16 protein-coding genes are annotated in these 20,726 nt (G+C 61.1%); 11 read left to right on the top strand and 5 right to left on the bottom strand.

Annotated elements, in window-relative coordinates; genetic code table 11:
• Positions 1–42 precede the first annotated feature (42 nt).
• Complete coding sequence (locus tag LNV28_RS16875; protein ID WP_263517503.1) at positions 43–2,151, top strand: type IV pilus assembly protein FimV; 2,109 nt, start codon at positions 43–45, stop codon at positions 2,149–2,151.
• Between the two features lie 27 nt (positions 2,152–2,178).
• Here LNV28_RS16875 and LNV28_RS16870 read toward each other — a convergent pair whose 3' ends face one another.
• Genes LNV28_RS16870 through lptF form a run of 5 tightly spaced genes read right to left on the bottom strand, consistent with a single transcriptional unit; the run spans position 2,179 to position 6,998 of the window.
• On the bottom strand, positions 2,179–3,363 hold the full coding sequence (locus LNV28_RS16870) for a pyridoxal phosphate-dependent aminotransferase (RefSeq protein WP_263517502.1): 1,185 nt from the start codon (positions 3,361–3,363) through the stop codon (positions 2,179–2,181).
• A 41-nt stretch (positions 3,364–3,404) separates the two neighbouring features.
• Positions 3,405–4,349: a CysB family HTH-type transcriptional regulator gene (locus tag LNV28_RS16865; protein WP_263517501.1), complete on the bottom strand. Its 945-nt coding sequence runs from the start codon at positions 4,347–4,349 to the stop codon at positions 3,405–3,407.
• Entirely contained in the window at positions 4,346–4,738 is a 393-nt protein-coding gene (locus LNV28_RS16860; protein WP_263517500.1) for a sirohydrochlorin chelatase, read from the bottom strand. Before LNV28_RS16860 ends, LNV28_RS16865 begins: the two co-directional genes overlap by 4 nt.
• Before the next feature lie 23 nt (positions 4,739–4,761).
• Positions 4,762–5,880, bottom strand: a complete 1,119-nt coding sequence (gene lptG, locus LNV28_RS16855) for an LPS export ABC transporter permease LptG (RefSeq protein WP_263517499.1) — start codon at positions 5,878–5,880, stop codon at positions 4,762–4,764.
• Entirely contained in the window at positions 5,877–6,998 is a 1,122-nt protein-coding gene (gene lptF / locus LNV28_RS16850; RefSeq protein WP_263517498.1) for an LPS export ABC transporter permease LptF, read from the bottom strand. Before lptF ends, lptG begins: the two co-directional genes overlap by 4 nt.
• 29 nt (positions 6,999–7,027) lie before the next feature.
• On the opposite strand from lptF, the gene LNV28_RS16845 reads away from it, so the two are divergent.
• The 10 genes from LNV28_RS16845 (at position 7,028) to LNV28_RS16800 (ending at position 20,701) form a co-directional block, all read left to right on the top strand.
• The gene (locus LNV28_RS16845; RefSeq protein ID WP_263517497.1) at positions 7,028–8,503 is read left to right on the top strand and encodes a leucyl aminopeptidase; all 1,476 of its coding nucleotides are present in this window, start codon (positions 7,028–7,030) and stop codon (positions 8,501–8,503) included.
• Between the two features lie 60 nt (positions 8,504–8,563).
• Positions 8,564–8,995 carry a DNA polymerase III subunit chi gene (locus tag LNV28_RS16840; protein ID WP_263517496.1) on the top strand — a complete coding sequence of 144 codons (432 nt, stop codon included), beginning with the start codon at positions 8,564–8,566 and terminating at the stop codon, positions 8,993–8,995.
• Between the two features lie 150 nt (positions 8,996–9,145).
• Complete coding sequence (locus LNV28_RS16835) at positions 9,146–10,288, top strand: branched-chain amino acid ABC transporter substrate-binding protein (RefSeq protein ID WP_263517495.1); 1,143 nt, start codon at positions 9,146–9,148, stop codon at positions 10,286–10,288.
• 506 nt (positions 10,289–10,794) lie between these two features.
• Positions 10,795–12,177 carry a TIGR03013 family XrtA/PEP-CTERM system glycosyltransferase gene (locus LNV28_RS16830; RefSeq protein WP_263517494.1) on the top strand — a complete coding sequence of 461 codons (1,383 nt, stop codon included), beginning with the start codon at positions 10,795–10,797 and terminating at the stop codon, positions 12,175–12,177.
• A 124-nt stretch (positions 12,178–12,301) separates the two neighbouring features.
• Positions 12,302–14,434, top strand: a complete 2,133-nt coding sequence (gene prsK, locus LNV28_RS16825; RefSeq protein WP_263517493.1) for an XrtA/PEP-CTERM system histidine kinase PrsK — start codon at positions 12,302–12,304, stop codon at positions 14,432–14,434.
• Entirely contained in the window at positions 14,431–15,798 is a 1,368-nt protein-coding gene (gene prsR / locus LNV28_RS16820) for a PEP-CTERM-box response regulator transcription factor (protein WP_263517492.1), read from the top strand. Before prsK ends, prsR begins: the two co-directional genes overlap by 4 nt.
• Positions 15,799–16,162: 364 nt before the next feature.
• Positions 16,163–17,452 carry a GNAT family N-acetyltransferase gene (locus LNV28_RS16815; RefSeq protein WP_263517491.1) on the top strand — a complete coding sequence of 430 codons (1,290 nt, stop codon included), beginning with the start codon at positions 16,163–16,165 and terminating at the stop codon, positions 17,450–17,452.
• Positions 17,404–18,264: a S1C family serine protease gene (locus LNV28_RS16810; RefSeq protein WP_318013871.1), complete on the top strand. Its 861-nt coding sequence runs from the start codon at positions 17,404–17,406 to the stop codon at positions 18,262–18,264. Before LNV28_RS16815 ends, LNV28_RS16810 begins: the two co-directional genes overlap by 49 nt.
• 54 nt (positions 18,265–18,318) lie before the next feature.
• Positions 18,319–19,452, top strand: coding sequence for an NAD-dependent epimerase/dehydratase family protein (locus LNV28_RS16805; protein ID WP_263517490.1), 1,134 nt, complete (start codon positions 18,319–18,321; stop codon positions 19,450–19,452).
• A gap of 43 nt (positions 19,453–19,495) precedes the next feature.
• Positions 19,496–20,701: a glycosyltransferase gene (locus LNV28_RS16800; protein WP_263517489.1), complete on the top strand. Its 1,206-nt coding sequence runs from the start codon at positions 19,496–19,498 to the stop codon at positions 20,699–20,701.
• Positions 20,702–20,726 lie beyond the last annotated feature (25 nt).

Below are 20,726 nucleotides of genomic sequence, written 5' to 3'. Positions count from 1 at the left end.
GGCCTCCATGCTAGAGTGAGTCAAACAACATTTGCCCCCGGCATGGACCGAGATTTCCCACTGTCCTCTCATCTTTGGCGCAAGTCTCGTGTGCTGGCGCCGCTGCTGATCAGCTGGACCGGCCTGGGGTTCGGGGTCGCTGGCAGTGCCCATGCGCTGGGGGTGGACAGGCCGCTCACTCAGTCTGCTTTGGGGCAGGCCTTGAGTCTGGTCTTTCCGGTCTTACTCAAGCCCGGGGAGATGCTGGCCGCCGAATGCGTGCAGGCTGATGTGTATGCCGGTGAGGCGCGTGTGCCACCCAACTTGGTCCAGCTGGTGCTGGAAGGGGAAAGCGAGGGGGCCGTCCGCGCCGTGCGCTTGTACAGCCCCGTTCCCATCAATGAGCCTCTGGTGCATGTCAGCTTGAGCTTGGGTTGCCCGACGCAGCTGAGCCGCCAGTACACCGCCTTTATCGATCCACCGGGGCTGGACCAGGGCGTCCGTGCGGCCGCTGGTGCCACAACCCGGCCACCTCAGTATTCCCCGGCCATGCGCGCGGCCCTCGGTGCCGCTGGCGCGAGACCGGAAACCTTGCTGGCCGCTGCGGTCCGTGTGCCAGCTCCTGCTGCCGTTCTGCCGTCCGCGCCCCCTGTCAAGGCGCCGGGTGCGACGCTCATGCTCGCTGAATCAAATCAGCCTCAGCCTAAAGTCCGGGCCAAACCTTTCCGATCGGTGGGCGTGAAGAGTGTGCCCGTGGTGGCCGGGCTGGCGCCCCAACTTCGCTTGGAGCCGCCAGACGCTGACGAAGCGGCCGAATCGCCCTTGGCGCAGATCGCCGCGGCAGAGACAGCTTTGTTGCGCCTGCGCCAGCTCGAGGAGACGCTCAACCGCCTGCAGCAAGACAACCAGGTCAGTCGCGGCAAGCTCCAGGCCATGCGCACGCAATTGGCGACACCCGAGGTCTCGGAGCCACCTTCGCTTGCGCTGCTGGCCCTGGGCGTGCTGAGCCTGGCCTTGGCGGGCTTCAGTGCCTTCTTGTGGCGCAGTCGCAGCCGCGAACGAGCCGAACGCGACGCGGCATGGTGGAGTGCCGGACGAGTTGGTACTGACGGGCCAGAGTTGGCTTCTGCAGCCGCTGGTCCGGCCCAGGGTCACACGCCGGGTGCCGTGATTCCCAGTCCGTCGCCGGCGGGTCTGCAAGCTGCTGGGCGTGCGCCTGCGCCTGCTGAACACGTTCATGAGCCTGCACCGTTCGCCGGTCTGCCGGCCTTGGGCGGTCAAGACGAGCGCACGATCACCATGCCGCCACAGGATGGGGCTGAGCTGACCGAAGACCGAGTGGTATCCGGGCGAGATGATGCTGGCGAACCAGCGGGCCGCAGCGTGCCATCCGCAGACGGGGCGACTCAGGACGATCTGAATTCCGGGCCCCTGAGCATTCAGTTGCTCGATACATCGGCCAATTTCGTCAATGAAACTGGCGCGTTCACGTCGCCAGTGCCTTTGAATGTGACCGCCGCGGGCACCGATCATGTCACGGTGGAAGAGCTGATCGATCTGGAGCAGCAGGTCGAGTTTTTTCTCGTGCTGGGCCAAAGCGAGGCGGCGATCGAGTTGCTGCAGGCTCGCATCAATTTTGGCGGCGCCAGTGCCTTGCCCTATCTGAAGTTGCTGGAGATCCACCAGCGTCAGGGCGAGGAGATGTATTTCAATGAAGTCGCGGCCAGTTTCGCCAAGCGATTTGATGCGCTGGCGCCCACTTGGGGGGCCGATCTCAACTCCGGCCGCGATCTTGAAGCCTACGCTGCCGTCGTCAAGCGAGTGCAAGGGCGCTGGGCGGATCCTGCGGCCAGCATGGCGCTCTTGCAGGATCTCTTGTCCAAGGGCGGGGATACCGGACACGGTTTCGATCTGCCCGCTTACCGCGAACTGCTGTTCCTCTACAGCGTGGCCCGAGACCGCTCCGAGCATGAGGTCCGCAGCGATGAGATCGACCTCTTCCTGCCCTTGGACTCTCAGAACAAGCCCGATGATGGCCACCAATTGATGGCCACCATGATCTGGCAGGGCAAGGAGATGCCGGGGCCGCAACACGCGCTGGAGGTTGACATCTCCCTCGATGTTGAGCCTGTAGCGTCAGCCTTGTCTTCCGGCGCAAACAGCCGTCACTGAGTCGCGCTGGCAGCGCTTGGCGGTGAGTCAGAGCTGGCTGAGCAGCGTCAAGGCGCGGTCCAAGGTGCTGTCTTGCTTGGCGAAGCAGAAGCGAATGATTTTGAGTTCACTCGCCCGCATCTGATCTTCCGCGCTGTTGTGAAAGGCCGAGATGGGAATGGCGGCCACGCCGACTTCCCGTGTCAGCCATTGGCAGAATTCGCCGTCGTTCAGTTCGCTGGGCTGGCCCAACTCGCGGTAGTCCACGCACTGGAAATAGCTGCCTGAACAAGGCAGCAGGCGCAGTCGCGAAGCGGCCAGGCCAGCGCGGAAATGGTCGCGCTTGCGTTGGTAAAAGGCGGGCAGGGACTGGTGCGGGCGAGGGTCCTCGAGGTAGCGCGCCAGACCGAGCTGCACTGGCGTGTTGACCGAGAACACCGTGTACTGGTGCACCTTGCGAAACTCGGCGCTGAGCGAGGCAGGCGCTGCCACATAACCGACCTTCCAGCCGGTGACGTGGAAGGTCTTGCCGAAACTCGACACGATCAGGCTGCGTGCCGCCAACTCGGGAAAGCGCGCCACACTTTGATGGGTAGCGCCGTCGAACACCATGTGCTCGTACACCTCATCGCTGATCAGTAACACCGAGGTGCCGCGCAACAGTTCCGCCAGGCTGAGCATTTCCTCCGCGCTCCAGACCGTGGCGCTGGGGTTGTGCGGCGTGTTGATGATGATGGCGCGGGTGCGCGGGCTGAGTGCGGCACGGATGCGCTCAAAATCGGGTCGGAAGCTGTGCGGGTCCAGCGGCACGCGCACCAGCACGCCGCCGGCCAGTTCGACATTGGGTGCATAGCTGTCGTAGCAGGGTTCCAGCACCATCACCTCGTCGCCTGGGTGGACGATGGCCAGCAGCGCCGTCAAGATGGCCTGGGTCGCGCCCGCGGTGATAGTGATCTCCCGCTCCGGGCAGTAGGCCATGCCGTGGCTGGCCAGAAGCTTGGCAGCCACGGCCTCTCGCAGCGCCGGCACTCCGGGCATGGGCGGGTACTGGTTGTGCCCGGCCCGCATGGCTTGGTGGACAGCCTCGATCAGTGCCGGGTCGCAGTCGAAGTCCGGGAAGCCCTGGCCGAGATTGACGGCACCATGGGCTTGCGCCAAAGCCGACATGGTGCTGAAGATGGTGGCGCCGACGCGCGGCAGGCGGCTGATCAGCGCCGGTGTTTCGAAGTTCATTCGGTCTAGCAGTTGAGGGTCAGCCCATGGGTGACCAGGCGTCAGAGTTTGTAGTCGCTGGCGTCGCCGCTCATGGCGCGCTCCAGCAGTGGGCGATTGAGGCGGTCTGACAGCAGCTCGGCAAAGCTGTAGACATAATTCCTCAGATAAGCGCCACGCTTGAAGGCGATGCGCGTGACATTCTGGCCGAACAGATGGCCCAGCGGCCGCGAGGCCAGATCGCCGCCCGGCGCGTCTTCTCGCACCGCCATCTCGGCGACGATACCGACACCCATGCCAAGGCGCACATAGGTCTTGATGACATCGGAATCGATCGCTTCCAGAACAAAGTTCGGATGCAAACCGCGCGCACTGAAAGCGCGGTCGATGCGCGTGCGCCCCGTGAAGCTTGGGTGATAGGAAACGAGAGGCTCAGCAGCGAGTTGTTCCAGGCTGGGGCGTTCGACTTGCGCCAAGGGGTGGTCGGCCGGTACCACCAGCACATGCTGCCATTCATAGCAGGGTAGGGTGACCAGCTCCTCGATCTGGGCCAGGGATTCCGTGGCCAGGCCGACGTCGGCGCTGTCATCCAGCAGCATGCGAACGACCTGGTCAGGGTTGCCTTGGTGCAGGCTGATGCGGACCAAAGGCATCTGACGGCGCAGCTGAGCCACTGGGCCGGGCAACACATAACGTGCCTGGGTGTGGGTGGTGGCAATCGACAGGGTGCCGTTGTCCTGCTTGGAGTACTCGTCGCCAATGCGCTTGAGATTGTTGACCTCGCGCATGATGATTTCGATGGCGGCCAGCACCTGTTGTCCCGGTTCCGTGATGCGGCGCAGGCGTTTGCCGTGGCGGGCGAAGATGTCGATGCCCAGCTCTTCTTCGAGTTCCAGAATCGCCTTGGATACGCCCGGCTGCGAGGTGAAGAGCGCTTTGGCGGTCTCGGTCAGGTTCAGGTTGCGGCGCGCAGCCTCCTGCACGAAGCGAAACTGATGCAGGTTCATGTCTGCGGCTCGAGCGGGCCATCAAGCCAGGCCAGGCTGGCGTCGGTCATGGCTTGGATGATGCGTTCCTGATCGCCCAAAGCCGGGTGCAGCAACCAGCTCACAGTCTCGCCATAGTGTTGCTGCAGGCGTTCCAGCAGTGGGGGAATGTCACGCCGCACATGGCCGCCGGTGCCCAGGAACATGGGCACGATATGGATGCTGGTGCAGCCCTGTGCCGCGAGCTCATGCGCGGCCTGTTCGAGGCTGGGTTCCATGAATTCCAGAAAGGCCAACCGCAAAGGCAGGCCGGGGCGCTGGGCCGCCAATCGGGCGGCGACGGCCGCGAAGGGGCGAGCCCAATCGGGGTCGCGGGCTCCGTGGGCAAATAGCAGCAGTCCTTGGCTCATGGGAAGGGTTCCGTGGAGGGATGTCAGCGGTAGCGAACCAGCCAGCCAAAGGCGGCCAGAGAAAGGGCCAGATAGACCAGGCTCGGCGAGGCGGCGGCGGCCCAGGGTGTCCAGTTGTTCAGGATGCCCATATGGCCCGCCACATTGTTCAGCAGCACAAAGCTGATGCCCAGCATGATGCCGCCGAAGACCTTCAGGCTGATGCCGCCGGAGCGTCCGTGCAGATAGGCAAAGGGCAGGGCCAGGGCAATCATCACAAAGCAGGCAAAAGGGTAAAGTGCCTTGCGCCAAAACTGGATGTTATGGGCCTGGGCCGATTGCTCTTGCGCTGACAGGTGCTCGGTATAGCGGTAGAGCTCCAAGGTGGACATGGAGCCGGCAGGCAGCACCGCGGCCGTGATCACGCCTGCATGCAGGCTGCTGGGCCAGTCCAGGCTGGGCAGGCGCAATTCGCGCACGGGTGATTCTTTGCTGCCTTGGCTGTTGCGGGCCGACCACTCGGTCCGCTGCACGTCCTGCAGCTGCCACAGGCCTTGCTTGTCGACGCTGGCACGCTCGGCCGCGGTGCGGGAGATCAGGCCGCCATGCTCATCAAACTCAAAGATGCGCACATCACGCAACTGGCCGGCCACATCGGCCTGGCCGACGTTGATCGAATAGCTGCGCTCCTGGCCGTCCACGGTTCGATGCTCCTTGAGCCAGGCTCCCTTGGCGCTGGATTGGGCGTCACCGGTGGCGCTGGCGCGCAACAGGTCGTATTGGCGCTTGAAGAAGGGCTCGGCATAGTCGCCGGCCACAAAGGTCAGCACTGCGAAAACCAATGCCAGATTGGCCAGGAGGCCGAGTGCTCGGCCCGGCCCGAGGCCACCGGTACGCAAGATGGTGAACTCGCTGGATTGCGCCAGGCGGGCCAGGGAGAAGATCGTGCCGATCAGCACTGTGATCGGGAACAGCTGGTAGAAATGCCCCGGTATGGACAGCAAGGCCAGCTGCACTGCCACCCAGCTGCCGGCGCCGGCACGGCTCATCCGGTCGATTTCATCGACGCAATCGGTGAAGAAGAACAGGGACAAAAAGGCCAGGGTGACAAAGGCGACCGCACCGACGATGTCGCGGTAGAGCAGGCGGCGGACGGTCTTCATGCGGGGTTCCCCGGGCAACTGGCTTTCAGGCCAGCGCCGCGGCGGCGCGGCAGGTGGATGCGATTGCCTTGGTCGCGCCACCACAGCAGCAGCAAGGCCAGAGCCAAAGCACTGCCATGCACGCTGAGCAGGGCTCCGCTCATGCTCATGCGGCCGCTGGTGATCCAGGCTTGGCTGAGGTTGACCAGGTTGAAATAGACGACAAAGGTCAGCAAAGCGAAGAGCAGGTTCCAGTTGCTGACGCGGCGCGGATTGGTGGCCGACAGACCCAGTCCCAGCAAGCACATATTGAAGGCCGACAAAATCATGCCAAAGCGCCAGGCCAGCTCGGCACGGTTGCGCGGCGTGGGGTTGTTCAGCAGTTCCAGCGTGGCCAAGGCCTTGGGCGGTAACTGGTCGGCCGAGCGCAGCACCTGGCTGTCCATCAGCACTTGGTACTCTTCGAAGCGGGCCAGTGTCTTCTCGCCGCCAAAGCCTTTCATTTCATTGCGCTGGCCGCGATCCAGCACAAGGAAACGGTCATCGCCGTTTTGTTCGATCCGGCCTTTGGACGAGGTGGTGACCGATTCAGTGTCGTTCTGCTTGGACAGGATGAAGACATTGCGGCCGGTGCGGCCGTCTTCGCTGTCGCGTTCGATGAAGAAGACCCGACTGCCGTCGCGCGAAGGCTGGAATTGGCCGGGCGCGACGCGGGAGAGGTCGCTGCGCTTTTGATAGCGCTCGCGCAGCTGGGCGCTGTTCTGGTTGCCCCAGGGCCAGATCAAGAGATACAGCGCCATCACCACCAGCAAGACCGGCCAGGCCATGCGGAACATCGGTTTGGCAAAGCGAGTCAGGCCGATGCCGCTGGCGAACCAGATGGACATCTCCGAGTCGCGGTACATGCGGCCCAGGCTGGTCACGATGGCGATGAACAGCGACAGGATCAGCATCGTGGGCAGGTGGCCCAGCGAGGCGTAACCCAGCAACAGCATCACGTCCTGCGGCGCCACGCTGCCGCCCGCCGCCTGGCCCAGGGTGCCAATCAGCATGATGGTGAGGACGGTGGTGAGAATGACCACAAGGGTCACGCCGAAGCTGCGGGCCAACTCGGTGCGTACGGTGGAATCGAATAACATCCTGGGACTTTTTTCTACTCGGCGACATTATGGACTTCCGTACACAGTCTGCGTCCTTTGACGCATTGGCCAGCTTCAATGCTGATGCCTTGATCCTGGTTCTGGGCGGTGACACGCTGCCCGCGGGCCTGGACGCCGGCCTGAGCGCCCTCATCAAGGACGCCATCAAGCTGGGCGACTTCGAGTTGAAAGCCGGCAAGTCGCTGGTGCTGCAGCGCCCCGCTGGTGTGAAGGCCCCGCGCGTGGTGCTGGCCGCCTCTGGCAAGACCAGCGTTAAGGCCGCGCGCTCGGCGGTGCAAGCGGCCCTGGGCCTGCTCAAGGGCCGCGGCGTGGCGCATGCCGGCGTGGCCTTTGTCGGCTTTGACCTGGCCGCGCACGGCGACAGCCTGGCCGAGCAGTTCGTGCTGGCTGCGGGCGATGCGAGCTATGTGTACCGCCATACCAAGCCGAGCGCACCGGAAGCCGGCAAGCTGAACAAGCTGAGCCTGCTGGTGGACAAGGCCGACACGGCCTTCGCCAAGGCCGCCAAGCTGGGCCTGGCCCGCGGCGAAGCGATCGGTGCGGGTGTTGAGTTGGCCCGCGAATGCGCCAACCGCCCGGGCAATTACGCCACCCCGACCTTCCTCGGCGAGCAAGTCAAGGCCCTGGGCCAGACCTACGGCCTGAAGGTCGAAGTGCTGGACAAAAAAGCGGTCGAAAAGCTGGGCATGGGCTCCTTCCTGTCCGTCGCGCAAGGTTCGGACGAGCCGCTGCGTTTCATCGTCGCTCGCTACGAGGGTGCAGCCAAGACGCAGGCTCCCGTGGTGCTGGTGGGCAAGGGCATCACCTTTGACTCGGGCGGCATCTCGCTGAAGCCGGGCGCCGAGATGGACGAGATGAAGTTCGACATGGGCGGCGCTGCCAGTGTCATCGGCACCCTGCGCGCCGTGGCTGAACTCAAGCCCAAGATCAACCTGGTGGTGCTGATCGCTGCCTGCGAGAACATGCCCAGCGGCCGCGCCCTCAAGCCGGGCGATGTGGTGACCTCGATGTCGGGCCAGACCATCGAAATCTTGAACACCGACGCCGAAGGTCGTCTGGTGCTCTGCGATGCGCTGACCTACGCCGAGCGTTTCAAGCCCGCAGCGGTGGTGGACGTGGCCACGCTGACCGGCGCCTGCGTGATCGCGCTGGGCGGTGTGCGCAGCGGCATGTACGCCAACGACGAGGGCCTGGCGCAAGCCCTGACCGCAGCCGGCGAAGCCTCGCTGGACCTGTGCTGGCGCATGCCTTTGGATGACGACTACGAAGAAGGCCTCAAGAGTAACTTCGCAGACGTCGCCAATGTGGGTTCGCGTGCCGGTGGTTCCATCACTGCGGCCAAGTTCCTGCAGCGCTTTGCTAGCAAGTTCGTCTGGGGTCACCTGGACATCGCCGGTACCGCCTGGAAGGGCGGCGCAGCCAAGGGCGGCACCGGTCGTCCGGTCGGTCTGCTGACCCACTTTGTGCTGTCGCAAGTTCGTTGATCGAAGAATGATGCGGGCGCCGGTGATCGGCGCTCGCCGTTTCTCGTTCATAAGGACCGAATGACTACCGAAGTCAGCTTCTACACCGGCGTCGCCGATCGACTCGGCTACTTGGTTCGTCTGCTGCGCAAGTCACAGCAGGCCGGTGTGCGCACGGGTGTGTGTGGGCCGGCCCATTTGCTGGGGCGTCTGGACAGCAAGCTCTGGGATGCCGAGGCCAGCATTTTTGTGCCGCACGCGCGCTGGGAAGCTGCGCATGCGGGCACGCCCTTGGGCGAGCACACGCCGATCTTGTTGAGTGAGCGGTGCGCGGACTTGCCCCATCGCGAGGTGCTGCTCAATGTCGGCGCTGAAATGCCTGAAGGTTTCGAAGAATTCCAGCGCGTGCTGGAGGTGGTGTCGACCGACCCCGAGCAGGTGCAGGCTGCGCGCCGGCGCTGGCGCCGCTATGAAGAGTTGGGCTTCAAGGTCACCCACCACAAGGTGGCTTGAGGGATTTGAAGCTTTGCCATTTGCACCCTGGCAAAGCCTGTTGCGCTTCCATGCTTTCCCCATGTCGTCACCCCCTTGTTTTGGGGTATGTTCAAGGGGTTGAGAATTCAACGGCAAATAACTCTCCTTCTTCCAACTCGGAGGTAATTCATGCAGGTTAAATTGAATGTTGTGGTCGGCGCCGTGGCGCTGATGCTGAGCGGTGCAGCCATGTCCCAGGATCTGGTTGTGAAGATCGGCCACGTCGGCCCCACCAGCGGCGCGATTGCCCACCTGGGCAAAGACAATGAGTTGGGCGCTCGCATGGCCATCACCGAGCTGAACGCCAAGGGCGTGATGATCGGCGGCAAGAAGGCCAAGTTCGAACTGCTGGCTGAAGACGACGCTGGCGATCCGAAGCAAGGCACTGCAGCTGCACAGAAGCTGGTCGACTCCAAGGTCAACGGTGTGGTCGGTCACCTGAATTCGGGTACCTCCATTCCCGCTTCCAAGGTCTACAGCGACGCTGGCATTCCCCAGATCTCGCCTTCGGCCACCAACCCCAAGTTCACACGCAACGGCTACAAGACCACCTTCCGCGTGGTGGCCGATGACGTGCACCTGGGTGGCACGCTGGGCAAGTACGCCGTCAAGGAGCTGAAGGGCCAGTCGATCGCAGTGATCGACGACCGTACCGCTTACGGCCAAGGCGTGGCTGACGAGTTCGAAAAGGGCGTCAAGGCCTCCGGCGGCAAGGTCGTCGGTCGCGAATTCACCACCGACAAGGCAACGGACTTCACCGCCATCCTGACCAACTTGAAAGCCAAGAAGCCCGACGTGGTCTTCTTTGGCGGTATGGATGCTGTGGCCGGCCCGATGCTGCGCCAGATGAAGCAACTGGGCATCGAAGCCAAGTTCGTGGGTGGTGACGGCATCTGCTCGGGCGAACTGCCCAAGCTGGCCGCTGGCACCATGGGTGACGGCCAAGTGGTTTGCGCTGAAGCCGGTGGCGTGGAAGGCGAATCGAAGAAGACTTCGGACGCATTCAAGGCCAAGTTCAAGGAAACCTACAAGGTTGAAGTCCAGATCTACGCTCCTTACGTCTACGACGCTGTGAACGTTCTGGTGGCTGCCATGGTCAAGGCTGGTTCTTCCGAGCCGGCAAAGTATCTGCCGGTGTTGGCCAAGACGGAAGGTTACAAGGGCGTGACTGGCACCATCTCCTTCGACAACAAGGGTGACATCAAGAATGGCGCCCTGACCATGTACACCTACAAGGGTGGCGAGAAGTCGCAGATCGCTGTGGTTCGCTGATTTAGACAGCTCTCTTCAGATCGCAAAAGGCCCGCTTCAGCGGGCCTTTTTTATTCCGCTGACCCAATGTGAGGACAGTTGCGCCTTAGGGCGTGGCGGTTTGGTTTCTCGTCCTGGCTTGATTTCCGTGTCCGCCAGATGCCTAGATTTGCTTGTGGTGCAGTCCCGTGGAAAAGGCACGCTGTCGGCAGTTGTGATTTTCAAGGTGAATGACGAATGCGTTCTACTGTCAGCACTTAGTCGCCGGCACATGAAACTTCAATGGCCGTATAGCGCAAATTTGTCTTTATTCCCGCGGGTCCCCCTCTAAACGGGGGGCTTTCAAGGCGGGTAGCTACAGGCATCATTCGCTCGCGATCAAGGTAAGACCCAGCGTCAGATTTGATTGCCTGCTTCTAGGTCCGCTGCTAAGCGCGGAACGCCCGGCGTCCATTTCTTGGATGCCAAGAGTTTGAGGCAGGCACTTGACGCGGTTTGCAGTTCAGTTTTTGTGATCGGGGAATAACATGATTCGGATATTCAGCCACTATTTGCACAGGCAGACCTTGCTGCAGGTCTTTTTTGATCTGGGGTTGATTGTTTTCGCGGTGGTGGCTGTGGTCATGAGTCAGGACGAGGCCGCGTCCTCGGTGATTCCCTTTGTCGCTTCTCATGGCCTGTCTTTGGCTGGTTGCATGTTCGTGATCAATTCGGCGAGTGGTCTCTATCAACATGTTCACAACCGCTCGCTGACTGAGTCCTGTGCTCGCGCTTTGCTTGGTTTGTTGTTCGGACTCCCGCTGGCATATGCAATCTTCAGTCTCCTGCCTGTGGATCCCGGTCATCGCCAACTGGTGACGGTTGCGGCCATGGTCGCTGTTGCTGCCGTGATGGTTCATCGTGTGTACGCTGCTCATGCAGGGGCCCAGTCCCGCACGCGGACACGCATCCTGATTTTTGGATCTGGCGCCGTCGCGAAGACAGTCGGTGCAACCCTGAAGGCCGCTGATCCGCATGCCTTGATCGTCGGCTATTTGCCCGGGCCTAACGAAGAGAGCTTCGAAGTTCCCCAGGGCGAAATGATCGAATCACGCGGCTCCTTGACCGAGACTGCTCGGAGCTTGGGTGTGGATGAAATCGTTGTGGCGCTGTCCGAGCGTCGCGGCGGCAGCATGCCCTTGCGTCAACTGCTCGACTGCAAGCTGTATGGCATTCGCGTGGTCGACATTGCCACTCACTTTGAAAAGACGCTTGCTCAGATCAAGATCAGCCACGTCAATGCGGGCTGGTTGATTTTTGGTGATGGCTTCAATCAAGGCATGGTGCGCACAGCGATCAAGCGCCTTTGCGACATCGTTTTTTCTTCCTTGATCTTCCTGGTGTCCCTGCCGATCATGCTGGTCACCGCCGTGCTGATCAAGCTGGAATCCAAAGGTCCGGTTCTGTATCAGCAAGAACGGGTTGGCTTGAACGGTGCCATCTTCAAGGTCATCAAGTTCCGAAGCATGCGTACCGACGCAGAGAAGGACGGCAAGCCACGTTGGGCTACCCTGAATGATGATCGGGTGACGCGTGTCGGGCGATTCATCCGCAAAGTGCGTATCGACGAGCTGCCTCAGCTGCTGAATGTGCTGCGCGGTGAGATGAGCATGGTGGGCCCTCGTCCCGAGCGTCAATTCTTCGTTGATGATTTGATCAGCAAGATCCCTTACTTCGCCGTTCGTCACAGCGTCAAGCCCGGTGTGACGGGTTGGGCTCAGGTTCGCTACGAGTACGGCTCGACCGTGGAAGACTCGATCGAGAAGCTGCAGTACGACCTGTACTACGTCAAGAACAATTCCTTGTTCCTTGATTTGCTGATCATGCTGGAAACGGTGGCTGTGGTTCTGACCGGCAAAGGCGCACGCTGATCGAGTTCCTGCGCTCCTCAAGATGGGCCGGCTCCTGGAGTCGGCCTTTTTTCTGCCTTGCCGCAGGTGAGCTCTTGGCATTTGTGCCGATTCAGCTTGCACCTGGGCCGTGCTCCAATCGCTGATGCTTAACAATTTGCTGGATCTCAGCTTGTTTGGTGATGCGCTGGCCGCTTTGGCCTATGCGGTTTTCACGCTCTATTTCACTTGGAAACTCTGTTGGCGCCGCAGCGTGCCAGCACACGTCGTTTCTTACGTGTTTTTGTCTGCTCTCGGTGTCAGCACGACCTGGGCAGCTTTGTCCTGGCTGACGCAGTGGCTGCGCCTGCCCATCGAGGTCGATGTCTGGCTGATTCCTCTGGCCGATTGGTTGCGCTACGCCTTGTGGCTTGGCTTCATTTGTCTGCTATTGCGTCCGGCAGATGGCGGGGCTCGGGCCGCAGGATTGCCTCGGTTCGTTCCGCTGGCGGTTTTTGTGTCCCTGGTTTCGCTGGCCTTTTTGCTCTCGCGTGAATACAGCAACCCCTGGCTGTCTTGGCCAGTCATGCTCAGTCGGCCGGCCGCTTTTGCTTCTCTGGCTCAGGCTGTGGTGGGCTTGATTCTGATAGAGCAATTGCTGCGCAACGTTTCCGCAGATTCACGCTGGAATGCCAAGCCTGTCTGCCTTGGCCTGAGTGCCATCTTTGCCTTCGATTTGTTCTTTTTCTCGCAGGCTGCTTTGTTTCGGCGCTTTGACAGCGATGCCTTGAGCGTGCGAGCGCTGGTCCATAGTCTTGCGGTGCCTCTGCTGTTCATGGCCGCTCGGCGGCAGGTCGATTGGCTGGACAAGCTCCATGTCTCGCGGGCCGCGGTGTTCCATTCGGCCACGCTCCTGCTGGTGGGGGGCTATTTGCTGCTCGTGTCAGGGGTGGGCTACTACGTCCGCTACACCGGTGGTGAGTGGGGCCGGGCGCTGCAATTGGCCCTGATGTTCGTGGCTTTGATCGCGCTTGCTGTGGCTGTGCTGTCGGGCGCAATTCGAGCGCGCTTGAAGATCTACATCAGCAAAAACTTCTTCAATTACCGTTATGACTACCGTGAGGAGTGGCTGCGGTTTACTGCCATCCTGTCTTCGGGCAGTTCGCCCCAGGAAATGGGCCTGACGGTGGTCAAGGCATTGGCCAATCTGGTGGAGGCACCCTCAGGTGCGCTGTGGATGCGGCGCGGTGTGGAGGCTGAGTTGCATCCGGTGGTCCATTGGAACCTGCCCCAGCAAGATCAGGCGGAGCCAGTAGCCTCCAGCTTTTGCGAGTTCCTGCGTGAACGCAATTGGATTGTTGACACTCAACAAATCCGCTCGCAGAGCCAAGAGTACCAAGCTGTGACCCTGCCTGAATGGTTGCTGGCCGACGCGCGCTATTGGTTGGTCATTCCTTTGATCGTGGGCGGAGAACTGCTGGGACTGGTCTTGCTGGGGCGGCCGCGTGCACCCATCGAAGTCAACTGGGAAGTCCGTGACCTGCTCAAGACCGCCAGCAGTCAGGCTGCGAGCTACTTGGCCCAGATGCAGGCGGCGGAAGCTTTGCTCGAGGCACGCAAGTTCGATGCTTTCAACCGTATGTCGGCCTTTGTGGTTCATGATTTGAAGAACATCGTGACCCAGCTGTCCTTGATGATGAGGAATGCCAAGCGGCTTCGAGATAATCCCGAATTTCAGCAGGACATGCTGGACACGGTGGAGAACTCATTGGAGAAAATGCGGCAGCTGATGTTGCAATTGCGCGAGGGCGAAAAGCCGCATGGCTTGAGCAGTGGCGTGGACCTTGTCGGCATTGCCAAGCGCTTGGCCGCAGCAGCTGATGCGAAGGGGCGGCGCCTGAACTTGCAGTTGTGCCAGGGTCTGCGTACACGTGGCCACGAGGATCGGGTTGAGCGAGTGCTCGGTCACGTGGTGCAGAACGCATTTGATGCCAGCGACGCTGAGGCTGCCGTGAGCTTGATCCTGGAACAGAATGGCAGCATGGCTCGCCTCATCATCAGCGATCAAGGCTGCGGAATGAGCGAAGAATTCGTTCAGAACCGGCTTTTCAAACCTTTCCAGACCACCAAGACCAGCGGCATGGGCATCGGTGCTTACGAAAGCTACCAATACCTGCAGGAGCTGGGCGGGAAGATTTCGGTGGACAGCAAACTCAAGATCGGGACCACAGTGACGATTTCCTTGCCCTTGTTTCACAGCGGCGGAGTGGGTGAACATTCCTTGGTGGGCGGCGCATGAGTGCGGTGCGTCAACAACCTTTGCTGATCGTCGAAGACGATCTGTCGTTGCAAAAACAACTGAAATGGTCGCTCGATCGTTTTGAGGCGGTGTTGGCCCAGGATGTGGCTTCCGCCGTTCTGCAGTTTAGGCGCCACAGTCCGGCCGTGGTGACTATGGATCTCGGGCTTCCGCCAGATCAGGATTCGGTGTCTGAGGGGTTTAAGTGTCTGGAAAAGCTCTTGGAGCTGGACCCTTCGGCCAAGGTCATCGTTCTGACCGGCCAGAACGACCAGGACAATGCGCTGCGCGCCATTCGCATGGGCGCCTACGACTTTCTGTCCAAGCCGGTTGATCCTGATGTGCTGAGCTTGACGGTGGAGCGTGCCTATCGGCTTTACGAGTTGCAGCAAGAGAACCGCCGATTGCAAACCGCGCAGCAGACGGGCGCTTTGAACGGCTTGGTCACACGTGACGCTCAGATGCAGCGCATCTGCCGGACGATCGAAAAGGTCGCCAGTAGCGACGTCACGGTGCTTTTGCTCGGCGAAAGCGGCACCGGCAAGGAAGTGCTGGCCCAGGGCCTGCATGAGGCGTCCAAGCGAGAAGGGCGTTTCGTCGCCATCAACTGCGCAGCCATTCCTGAAAATCTGCTGGAGAGCGAGCTCTTCGGTTATGAGAAGGGTGCCTTCACGGGCGCCAGCAAGACCACGATCGGCAAGATCGAGACTGCCCACGGCGGCACCTTGATGCTTGACGAAATTGGTGATCTGCCCATGCCCTTGCAAGCCAAGCTCTTGCGCTTCTTGCAAGAACGGGTGATTGAGCGGGTCGGTGGTCGCAAGGAGATTCCCATCGATGTGCGCGTGATCGGGGCCACCCACCAGGACCTGAAAGGCCAGATCAGTTCGGGCGGCTTCCGGGAGGACTTGTATTACCGCCTTGCCGAGATCGTGATCGACATTCCTGCCCTGCGCGATCGCCAGGGTGATGCTGTGCTCTTGGCTCACACCTTTTTGCGCAAGTTCAGCAGCGAGCTGCGTCGCCCTGGCTTGAGTCTGGGTGAAGACGCGATCCGCAAGATCGAGGCCTATCTCTGGCCCGGCAATGTGCGAGAGCTGCAGAACATCATCAAGCGTGCTGCCATCATGGCCGACGGCCAACAGATCACTGCCGAAGACATCGGTATCGCCGCTGCAGCGCCGGCGGATGGGGAGGATGCGCCTGTCCTGGACTTGCGCACTGTTCGCGAGCGTGCTGAGCGTCAGGCTGTGGTGGCCGCTTTGGCGCGGGTGGACGGCAATATCGTACGCGCGTCTGAGCTGCTTGGCGTCAGCCGCCCGACCTTGTACGACCTGATGGACAAGCTGCAGATCAAAGCTTGAACCAGTGACTTGCTCATGGGGAGGTGCTCGCGAGGCCCTTTCGCTCAGATATCCATCCACCGCCGCTGAGTAGTGCTGTCGTGGTGCTTGTGGCTTGACATATTGCCGACCCAAAACAGCAAGCGCTCATCGAGACCGTGCCGATTTATGGCTTGGCTGTGAAGCTCGGCGGCTTTGTGCTCTCGATAAGCTTGGAGTCTTGGTGCTTGCAAACTTTGTCACGATTTGTGTGCTCGGCGTATATTGACCGGACGGTGGCGAACACGCGCCTGCAGTGCTTTGAGGCCCCGCCACTCCCGCTGATTCCATACCCCGCCGCCTGGGTGCAGCGGAGTTCTGGGGGACGCATCAGATTGAGGAATCTATGAGTCAAATCCGCCGGTCCAGTTTCCGCAAGAGCCTCCATCAACAGCTGCGCGGCTTGTTCCGCAAGTTCCCGCAGAGCATCCGCTTTCCTTTCTACCGGCGCATGGTGGACTGTGATCCCGCGCCCGACAGTCGACTGGAGCTGAAAATTGCGGAAAGCCAGGAAGAGCTGGAGGCTTGTTTTCAGATCCTTCATGACGCCTACGTGTCCAGCGGCTTCATGAAGCCGCATCCTTCGGGCATGCGCATCACGATTTATCACGCACTGCCCACGACCACGACTTTGTGTGCCAAGTTCGACGGCCGTGTGGTGGGCACCATTTCGATCATCCGCGAAGGCGTGTTTGGCTTCCCCATGCAGTCGGCGTTTGACCTGACACAAGTGCGCGCCAAGGGAGGGAAGATTGCGGAGATTTCCGCGCTGGCGGTACACCCTGAATTCCGGCGCACTGGCGGCGCGATCTTGTTCCCCTTGATGAAGTTCATGCGGGAGTACTGTGCGGAGTACTTTGACACCCGTCACTTGGTGATCGCTGTGAATCCCGATCGCATCGAGCTCTACGAGGCGGTGCTGTACTGCGAGCGGCTTCAGGAAAACGTCGTCGATCGCTATGACTTCGCCAACGGTGCGCCGGCCGTCGGCGCGACCCTCGATTTGCGTTCCGCATCGGCTGTGTTCAAGCAAGGCTACGGCGGCCGCCCGCCGCGCAAGAACCTGCATAGGTACTTTTTTGAGCTGACTCTTCCCAATATCAAACGGCCCAGCCGCAAGTACTTCACCACCAACGACCCGGTGATGACTCCTGAGCTGCTGGACTACTTCTTCAATCAACGGACCCAAGTCCTTCCCGAGCTCGACGATCGCAAGAAGTCCCTGCTGTGGTCCATTTACGATCAAGTCGAGTACCGTCCTGTACTGCCTCTGATGCAAGGCTCGGCTGATCATGGCCATCCCTTGCGTCGCCACCAGCGTTATTCCATTCGGTGCCCAGGCATGGTGGAGTTCGACCTGGAAGGGCAGAAACAAAGCTTTGTGTTGGACGTCATCGAGATCTCGCTCTCCGGCTTTCAGGCAGAGTCCAAGATCAGTCTTTCCCTTGACCGGGACGGCTGGGCTGAAATCGATCTGGGGCAGAACAAACGTTCGAGGGTCGAGGTGCGTTTGGTGCGCCATCGCGAAACCGAGGCCGGGAATTTCTACGGCTTCAAGTTAGCTGATCCCGATCAGACTTGGCGCGAATGCGTGGCCGCCCTGGAGATGAGTTTGACCTCGGGAGATTTGGCCTGATGCCTCGGATGAAATGCATGGTGCAGACGGGCCGCCGGACTTTGGCTTCAACCCTCCGCAGCTTGGCGGCTGTTCTGGCGTTGGCTGCCACTGCAGTTGGTGCTCAGAATGCGCCCTCGCTGCCGAGTGCGCCCGAAATCATTGCGCGCAGCAAACCCTCCGTGGTTCTGGTCGGTACCTTCAACCCCTTGGCCAATCCACGCTTTGCCTTTCGAGGAACCGGCTTCGCCGTGGCCGATGGCACACGCATTGCAACGAATGCCCATGTGCTTCCGGAACCTGGGGCTGAGCAGGAGTCGCAATTGGTAGTGCAAGTCAAGCAGCCCAGCGGCGCTTGGGAAATACGCAAGGTTCAGGATGTCCGCTTGGAACGTTCCCACGATCTGGCGATCTTGGACATCGGCGCTCCAGCTTTGCAGCCCTTGCCTTTGAAGACCGAACTGCCCCAGGAGGGCACCGAGGTGCTTTTCATCGGCTTTCCCATAGGGGGTGCGCTGGGCTTTTCCCATGTCAGCCATCGAGGCATGATCTCGGCCATTACACCCGTCGCGCTGCCTGCCCCCAGTTCCAATTCGCTCAACGCTCGCAATCTGTCTCAGCTGCGGTCCGGTGCTTTCAACATCTTGCAGATGGACGCCGTGGCCTATCCCGGCAACAGCGGTGGGCCGGTGCTCGATGCTCGTACAGGCGAGGTTTTGGGCGTCATCAATATGGTCTTGATCAAGAACACCAAGGAATCGGTGCTGGCCCAGCCCTCAGGTATCAGCTATGCCATACCGATAGAGAACGTGGCTCGCATTTTGCAGCGCTGATCCGCCGGCATCTGGTCCGGCACATCCTGCCTTGCTTGCAGTAGAGGAGTCGTCATGAATGTATTGATCACCGGTGGCGCTGGATTCATCGGCACCCACACCACTCGCACCTTGGTGGCCCAGGGCCATCGCGTCCGGATTCTGGACAGCCTCGACCCGCAGATTCACGGCGCAGAACCGAAGTTCAGTGCGGCGCTGCAAGAGCTGGCGGAATGCCGTCTGGGCTCTGTCTTGAGCTTGAGTGATTGCATGGAGGCGCTGGACGGTATCGATGCCGTCTACCACATGGCCGCACGCACGGGCGTGGGGCAAAGCATGTACGAGATCGCGGACTATGTCTCCACGAATGTTCTGGGCACGGCCGTGCTTTTGGAAGCCATTCTGAAGAAGAAGGTTGAGCTCCATCGCCTGGTGCTCTCGTCTTCGCGGGCCATTTATGGTGAAGGTTTGTACAAATGCCCGAGTCACGGCATTCAGCATCCCGAGATCCGTTCGGTGGCGGCCATGAATCGGGGCGACTTCTCCATGCCATGCCCGCATTGCCAGGCGCCGATGCAGGCCATGCCCACGACCGAGGATTGCCCGTCTGCGCCTTTGTCGGTGTATGCGCGTACGAAGAAAGAGCAGGAAGACTACTGCGACTACTTTGCCAAGACCTACAAACTGCCCGTCACCACCTTGCGCTACTTCAATGTCTACGGTTCCGGCCAATCATTGAAGAATCCGTACACCGGGGTGGTCTCGATCTTCTTTTCCTTGCTCCGCGAGGGCAAGTCCCTGTCCATGTACGAGAGCGGACTACCTATCCGCGATTTCGTGCATGTCCGCGACGTGGTGCAAGCCAATCTCTTGGCCTTGAGTACGCCAAGTGCCGCCGGTCAGAAGTTCAATGTCGGCTCCGGCGTTCCTGCCAGCATTGCCGACATCGCCCGTACGCAAGCTCAAGCGATGAAGCTCAACGCCCAACTGGAAGACCGTGGCGAGTTCCGCGTGGGCGACATCTTTGCCTGCTACGCCGATCTGGAGCATTCGCGCCGTAACCTCGGCTTCCAACCTCAAGTTGACTTGCTTCAGGGCATGGAGGAGTTTGTCGGCTGGGCCTCGGGTGAACAGTCCGAAAATCTGTACGACAAGACCGTGAGCGAGCTCCGGGCTCACGGCCTGTTCGGCCAGGCCCGTCGGCCTTGAGTCCTGCTTGCGCCCAATCAGCACCCGTACCGAGTCGAGACAGATGACTGCATCGAAACTGTTGTTCGTGGCTGAGGCCGTGTCCCTGGCCCATGTGGCACGACCCAGCGTGCTGGCGCATCGCGCCGTTGAGTTGGGCCATGAGGTCGTGTTCGCGAGCAATGGTCAGTTCCCGATCTGCTCGGCCAGCCCCGAGTGGCAATCTCACACCCTGCAGAGCATTGCGCCTGCGCTGTTTCTGCAGCGCCTGGCGGCGGGGCAGCCGGTCTACACCGAGGCGGAATTGCGCCAGTACGTGGAGGCCGACATCCGCATGCTTGAGTCCGTGCGCCCAGCCGCGGTCGTGGGTGACTATCGGCTCTCCTTGAGTGTGGCGGCGCGCAAGGTCGGCATTCCTCTGCTCTCGATCGCCAACGCGCATTGGAGCCCGTTTGCTCTTGATCAGCGCATGCAGGCGCCTGAGATGGCGCCGGCTCGCTATCTGGGCTATGCCGGCCTGGATCTGGTGTTTCGTGCCGTTTGGCCATGGGCCAGCTTGCACCACTGCGCTGCCATGAACCGGGTGCGCAAGGACCATGGCTTGCCGCCCTATCGAACCTTGCGAGAGTACTACTGCGATGGCGATCTGACGCTCTATTCGGACACCCCGGGCCTGGTGCCCACCGAGGGCTTGCCGGCGTCGCACCACTATGTCGGGCCCATCGTCTGGTCGCCGACCACGGCATTGCCCGAATGGTGGGAGCAGGCGCTCAGCCAAGGCCGGCCGCTGGCCTATATCACCCTGGGCTCGACCGGCAGTGTTGACCTGCTGCCCGGGATCATTGAAGCCTGTCTGGCCGAGGGCTTGAGTTGCCTGGTGGCCACGGCTGGTCGCAGCGACTTCCGCTCGGACTCACCTCATGTGTTCAGCGCGCCCTATCTACCGGGCAGCGATGCGGCCGCCCGGGCCGACTTGGTGGTTTGCAATGGCGGCAGTGCCACCGTGCAGCAGGCCTTGCAGAAGGGGCGGCCGGTGTTGGGCATCTGCTCCAACCTGGACCAGGTTTTGACCATGAAGGCCATGCAGCAAGCGGGCGTCGGGCGCTATTTCCGTGCCGGGCAATTCGCGCAGCCGCGCATGCGCCAGGCCTTGCGTGATTTGGCGACGGATCCGTCGCTGCGTGCTCGGGCCGGAGCGATGGTGGGTGAGTTTGCGCACTGGGATCCCCGCATCCATTTCCCGCGCGTCTTGGATACCGTCCTGGCATAAGCGGCTGGCTGCGCCTGAGACAATG

The sequence above is a fragment of the Paucibacter sp. DJ2R-2 genome (assembly GCF_025717675.1).
Classification (GTDB): domain Bacteria; phylum Pseudomonadota; class Gammaproteobacteria; order Burkholderiales; family Burkholderiaceae_C; genus Paucibacter_A.
The sequence above is the reverse complement of the archived record's forward strand: the minus strand, read 5'-3'. Positions and strand labels throughout refer to the sequence as shown.

Excerpts from the sequence above, each read along its gene's own strand:
- prsK (WP_263517493.1), top strand. The coding sequence starts at position 12,302 with ATGCTTAACAATTTGCTGGATCTCAGCTTGTTTGGTGATGCGCTGGCC.
- LNV28_RS16840 (WP_263517496.1), top strand. The coding sequence starts at position 8,564 with ATGACTACCGAAGTCAGCTTCTACACCGGCGTCGCCGATCGACTCGGC.
- lptG (WP_263517499.1), bottom strand. The coding sequence starts at position 5,880 with ATGAAGACCGTCCGCCGCCTGCTCTACCGCGACATCGTCGGTGCGGTC.
- LNV28_RS16865 (WP_263517501.1), bottom strand. The coding sequence starts at position 4,349 with ATGAACCTGCATCAGTTTCGCTTCGTGCAGGAGGCTGCGCGCCGCAAC.
- LNV28_RS16815 (WP_263517491.1), top strand. The coding sequence starts at position 16,163 with ATGAGTCAAATCCGCCGGTCCAGTTTCCGCAAGAGCCTCCATCAACAG.
- lptF (WP_263517498.1), bottom strand. The coding sequence starts at position 6,998 with ATGTTATTCGATTCCACCGTACGCACCGAGTTGGCCCGCAGCTTCGGC.
- prsR (WP_263517492.1), top strand. The coding sequence starts at position 14,431 with ATGAGTGCGGTGCGTCAACAACCTTTGCTGATCGTCGAAGACGATCTG.
- LNV28_RS16875 (WP_263517503.1), top strand. The coding sequence starts at position 43 with ATGGACCGAGATTTCCCACTGTCCTCTCATCTTTGGCGCAAGTCTCGT.
- LNV28_RS16800 (WP_263517489.1), top strand. The coding sequence starts at position 19,496 with ATGACTGCATCGAAACTGTTGTTCGTGGCTGAGGCCGTGTCCCTGGCC.
- LNV28_RS16845 (WP_263517497.1), top strand. The coding sequence starts at position 7,028 with ATGGACTTCCGTACACAGTCTGCGTCCTTTGACGCATTGGCCAGCTTC.
- LNV28_RS16860 (WP_263517500.1), bottom strand. The coding sequence starts at position 4,738 with ATGAGCCAAGGACTGCTGCTATTTGCCCACGGAGCCCGCGACCCCGAT.
- LNV28_RS16810 (WP_318013871.1), top strand. The coding sequence starts at position 17,404 with ATGCGTGGCCGCCCTGGAGATGAGTTTGACCTCGGGAGATTTGGCCTG.
- LNV28_RS16830 (WP_263517494.1), top strand. The coding sequence starts at position 10,795 with ATGATTCGGATATTCAGCCACTATTTGCACAGGCAGACCTTGCTGCAG.
- LNV28_RS16835 (WP_263517495.1), top strand. The coding sequence starts at position 9,146 with ATGCAGGTTAAATTGAATGTTGTGGTCGGCGCCGTGGCGCTGATGCTG.
- LNV28_RS16870 (WP_263517502.1), bottom strand. The coding sequence starts at position 3,363 with ATGAACTTCGAAACACCGGCGCTGATCAGCCGCCTGCCGCGCGTCGGC.
- LNV28_RS16805 (WP_263517490.1), top strand. The coding sequence starts at position 18,319 with ATGAATGTATTGATCACCGGTGGCGCTGGATTCATCGGCACCCACACC.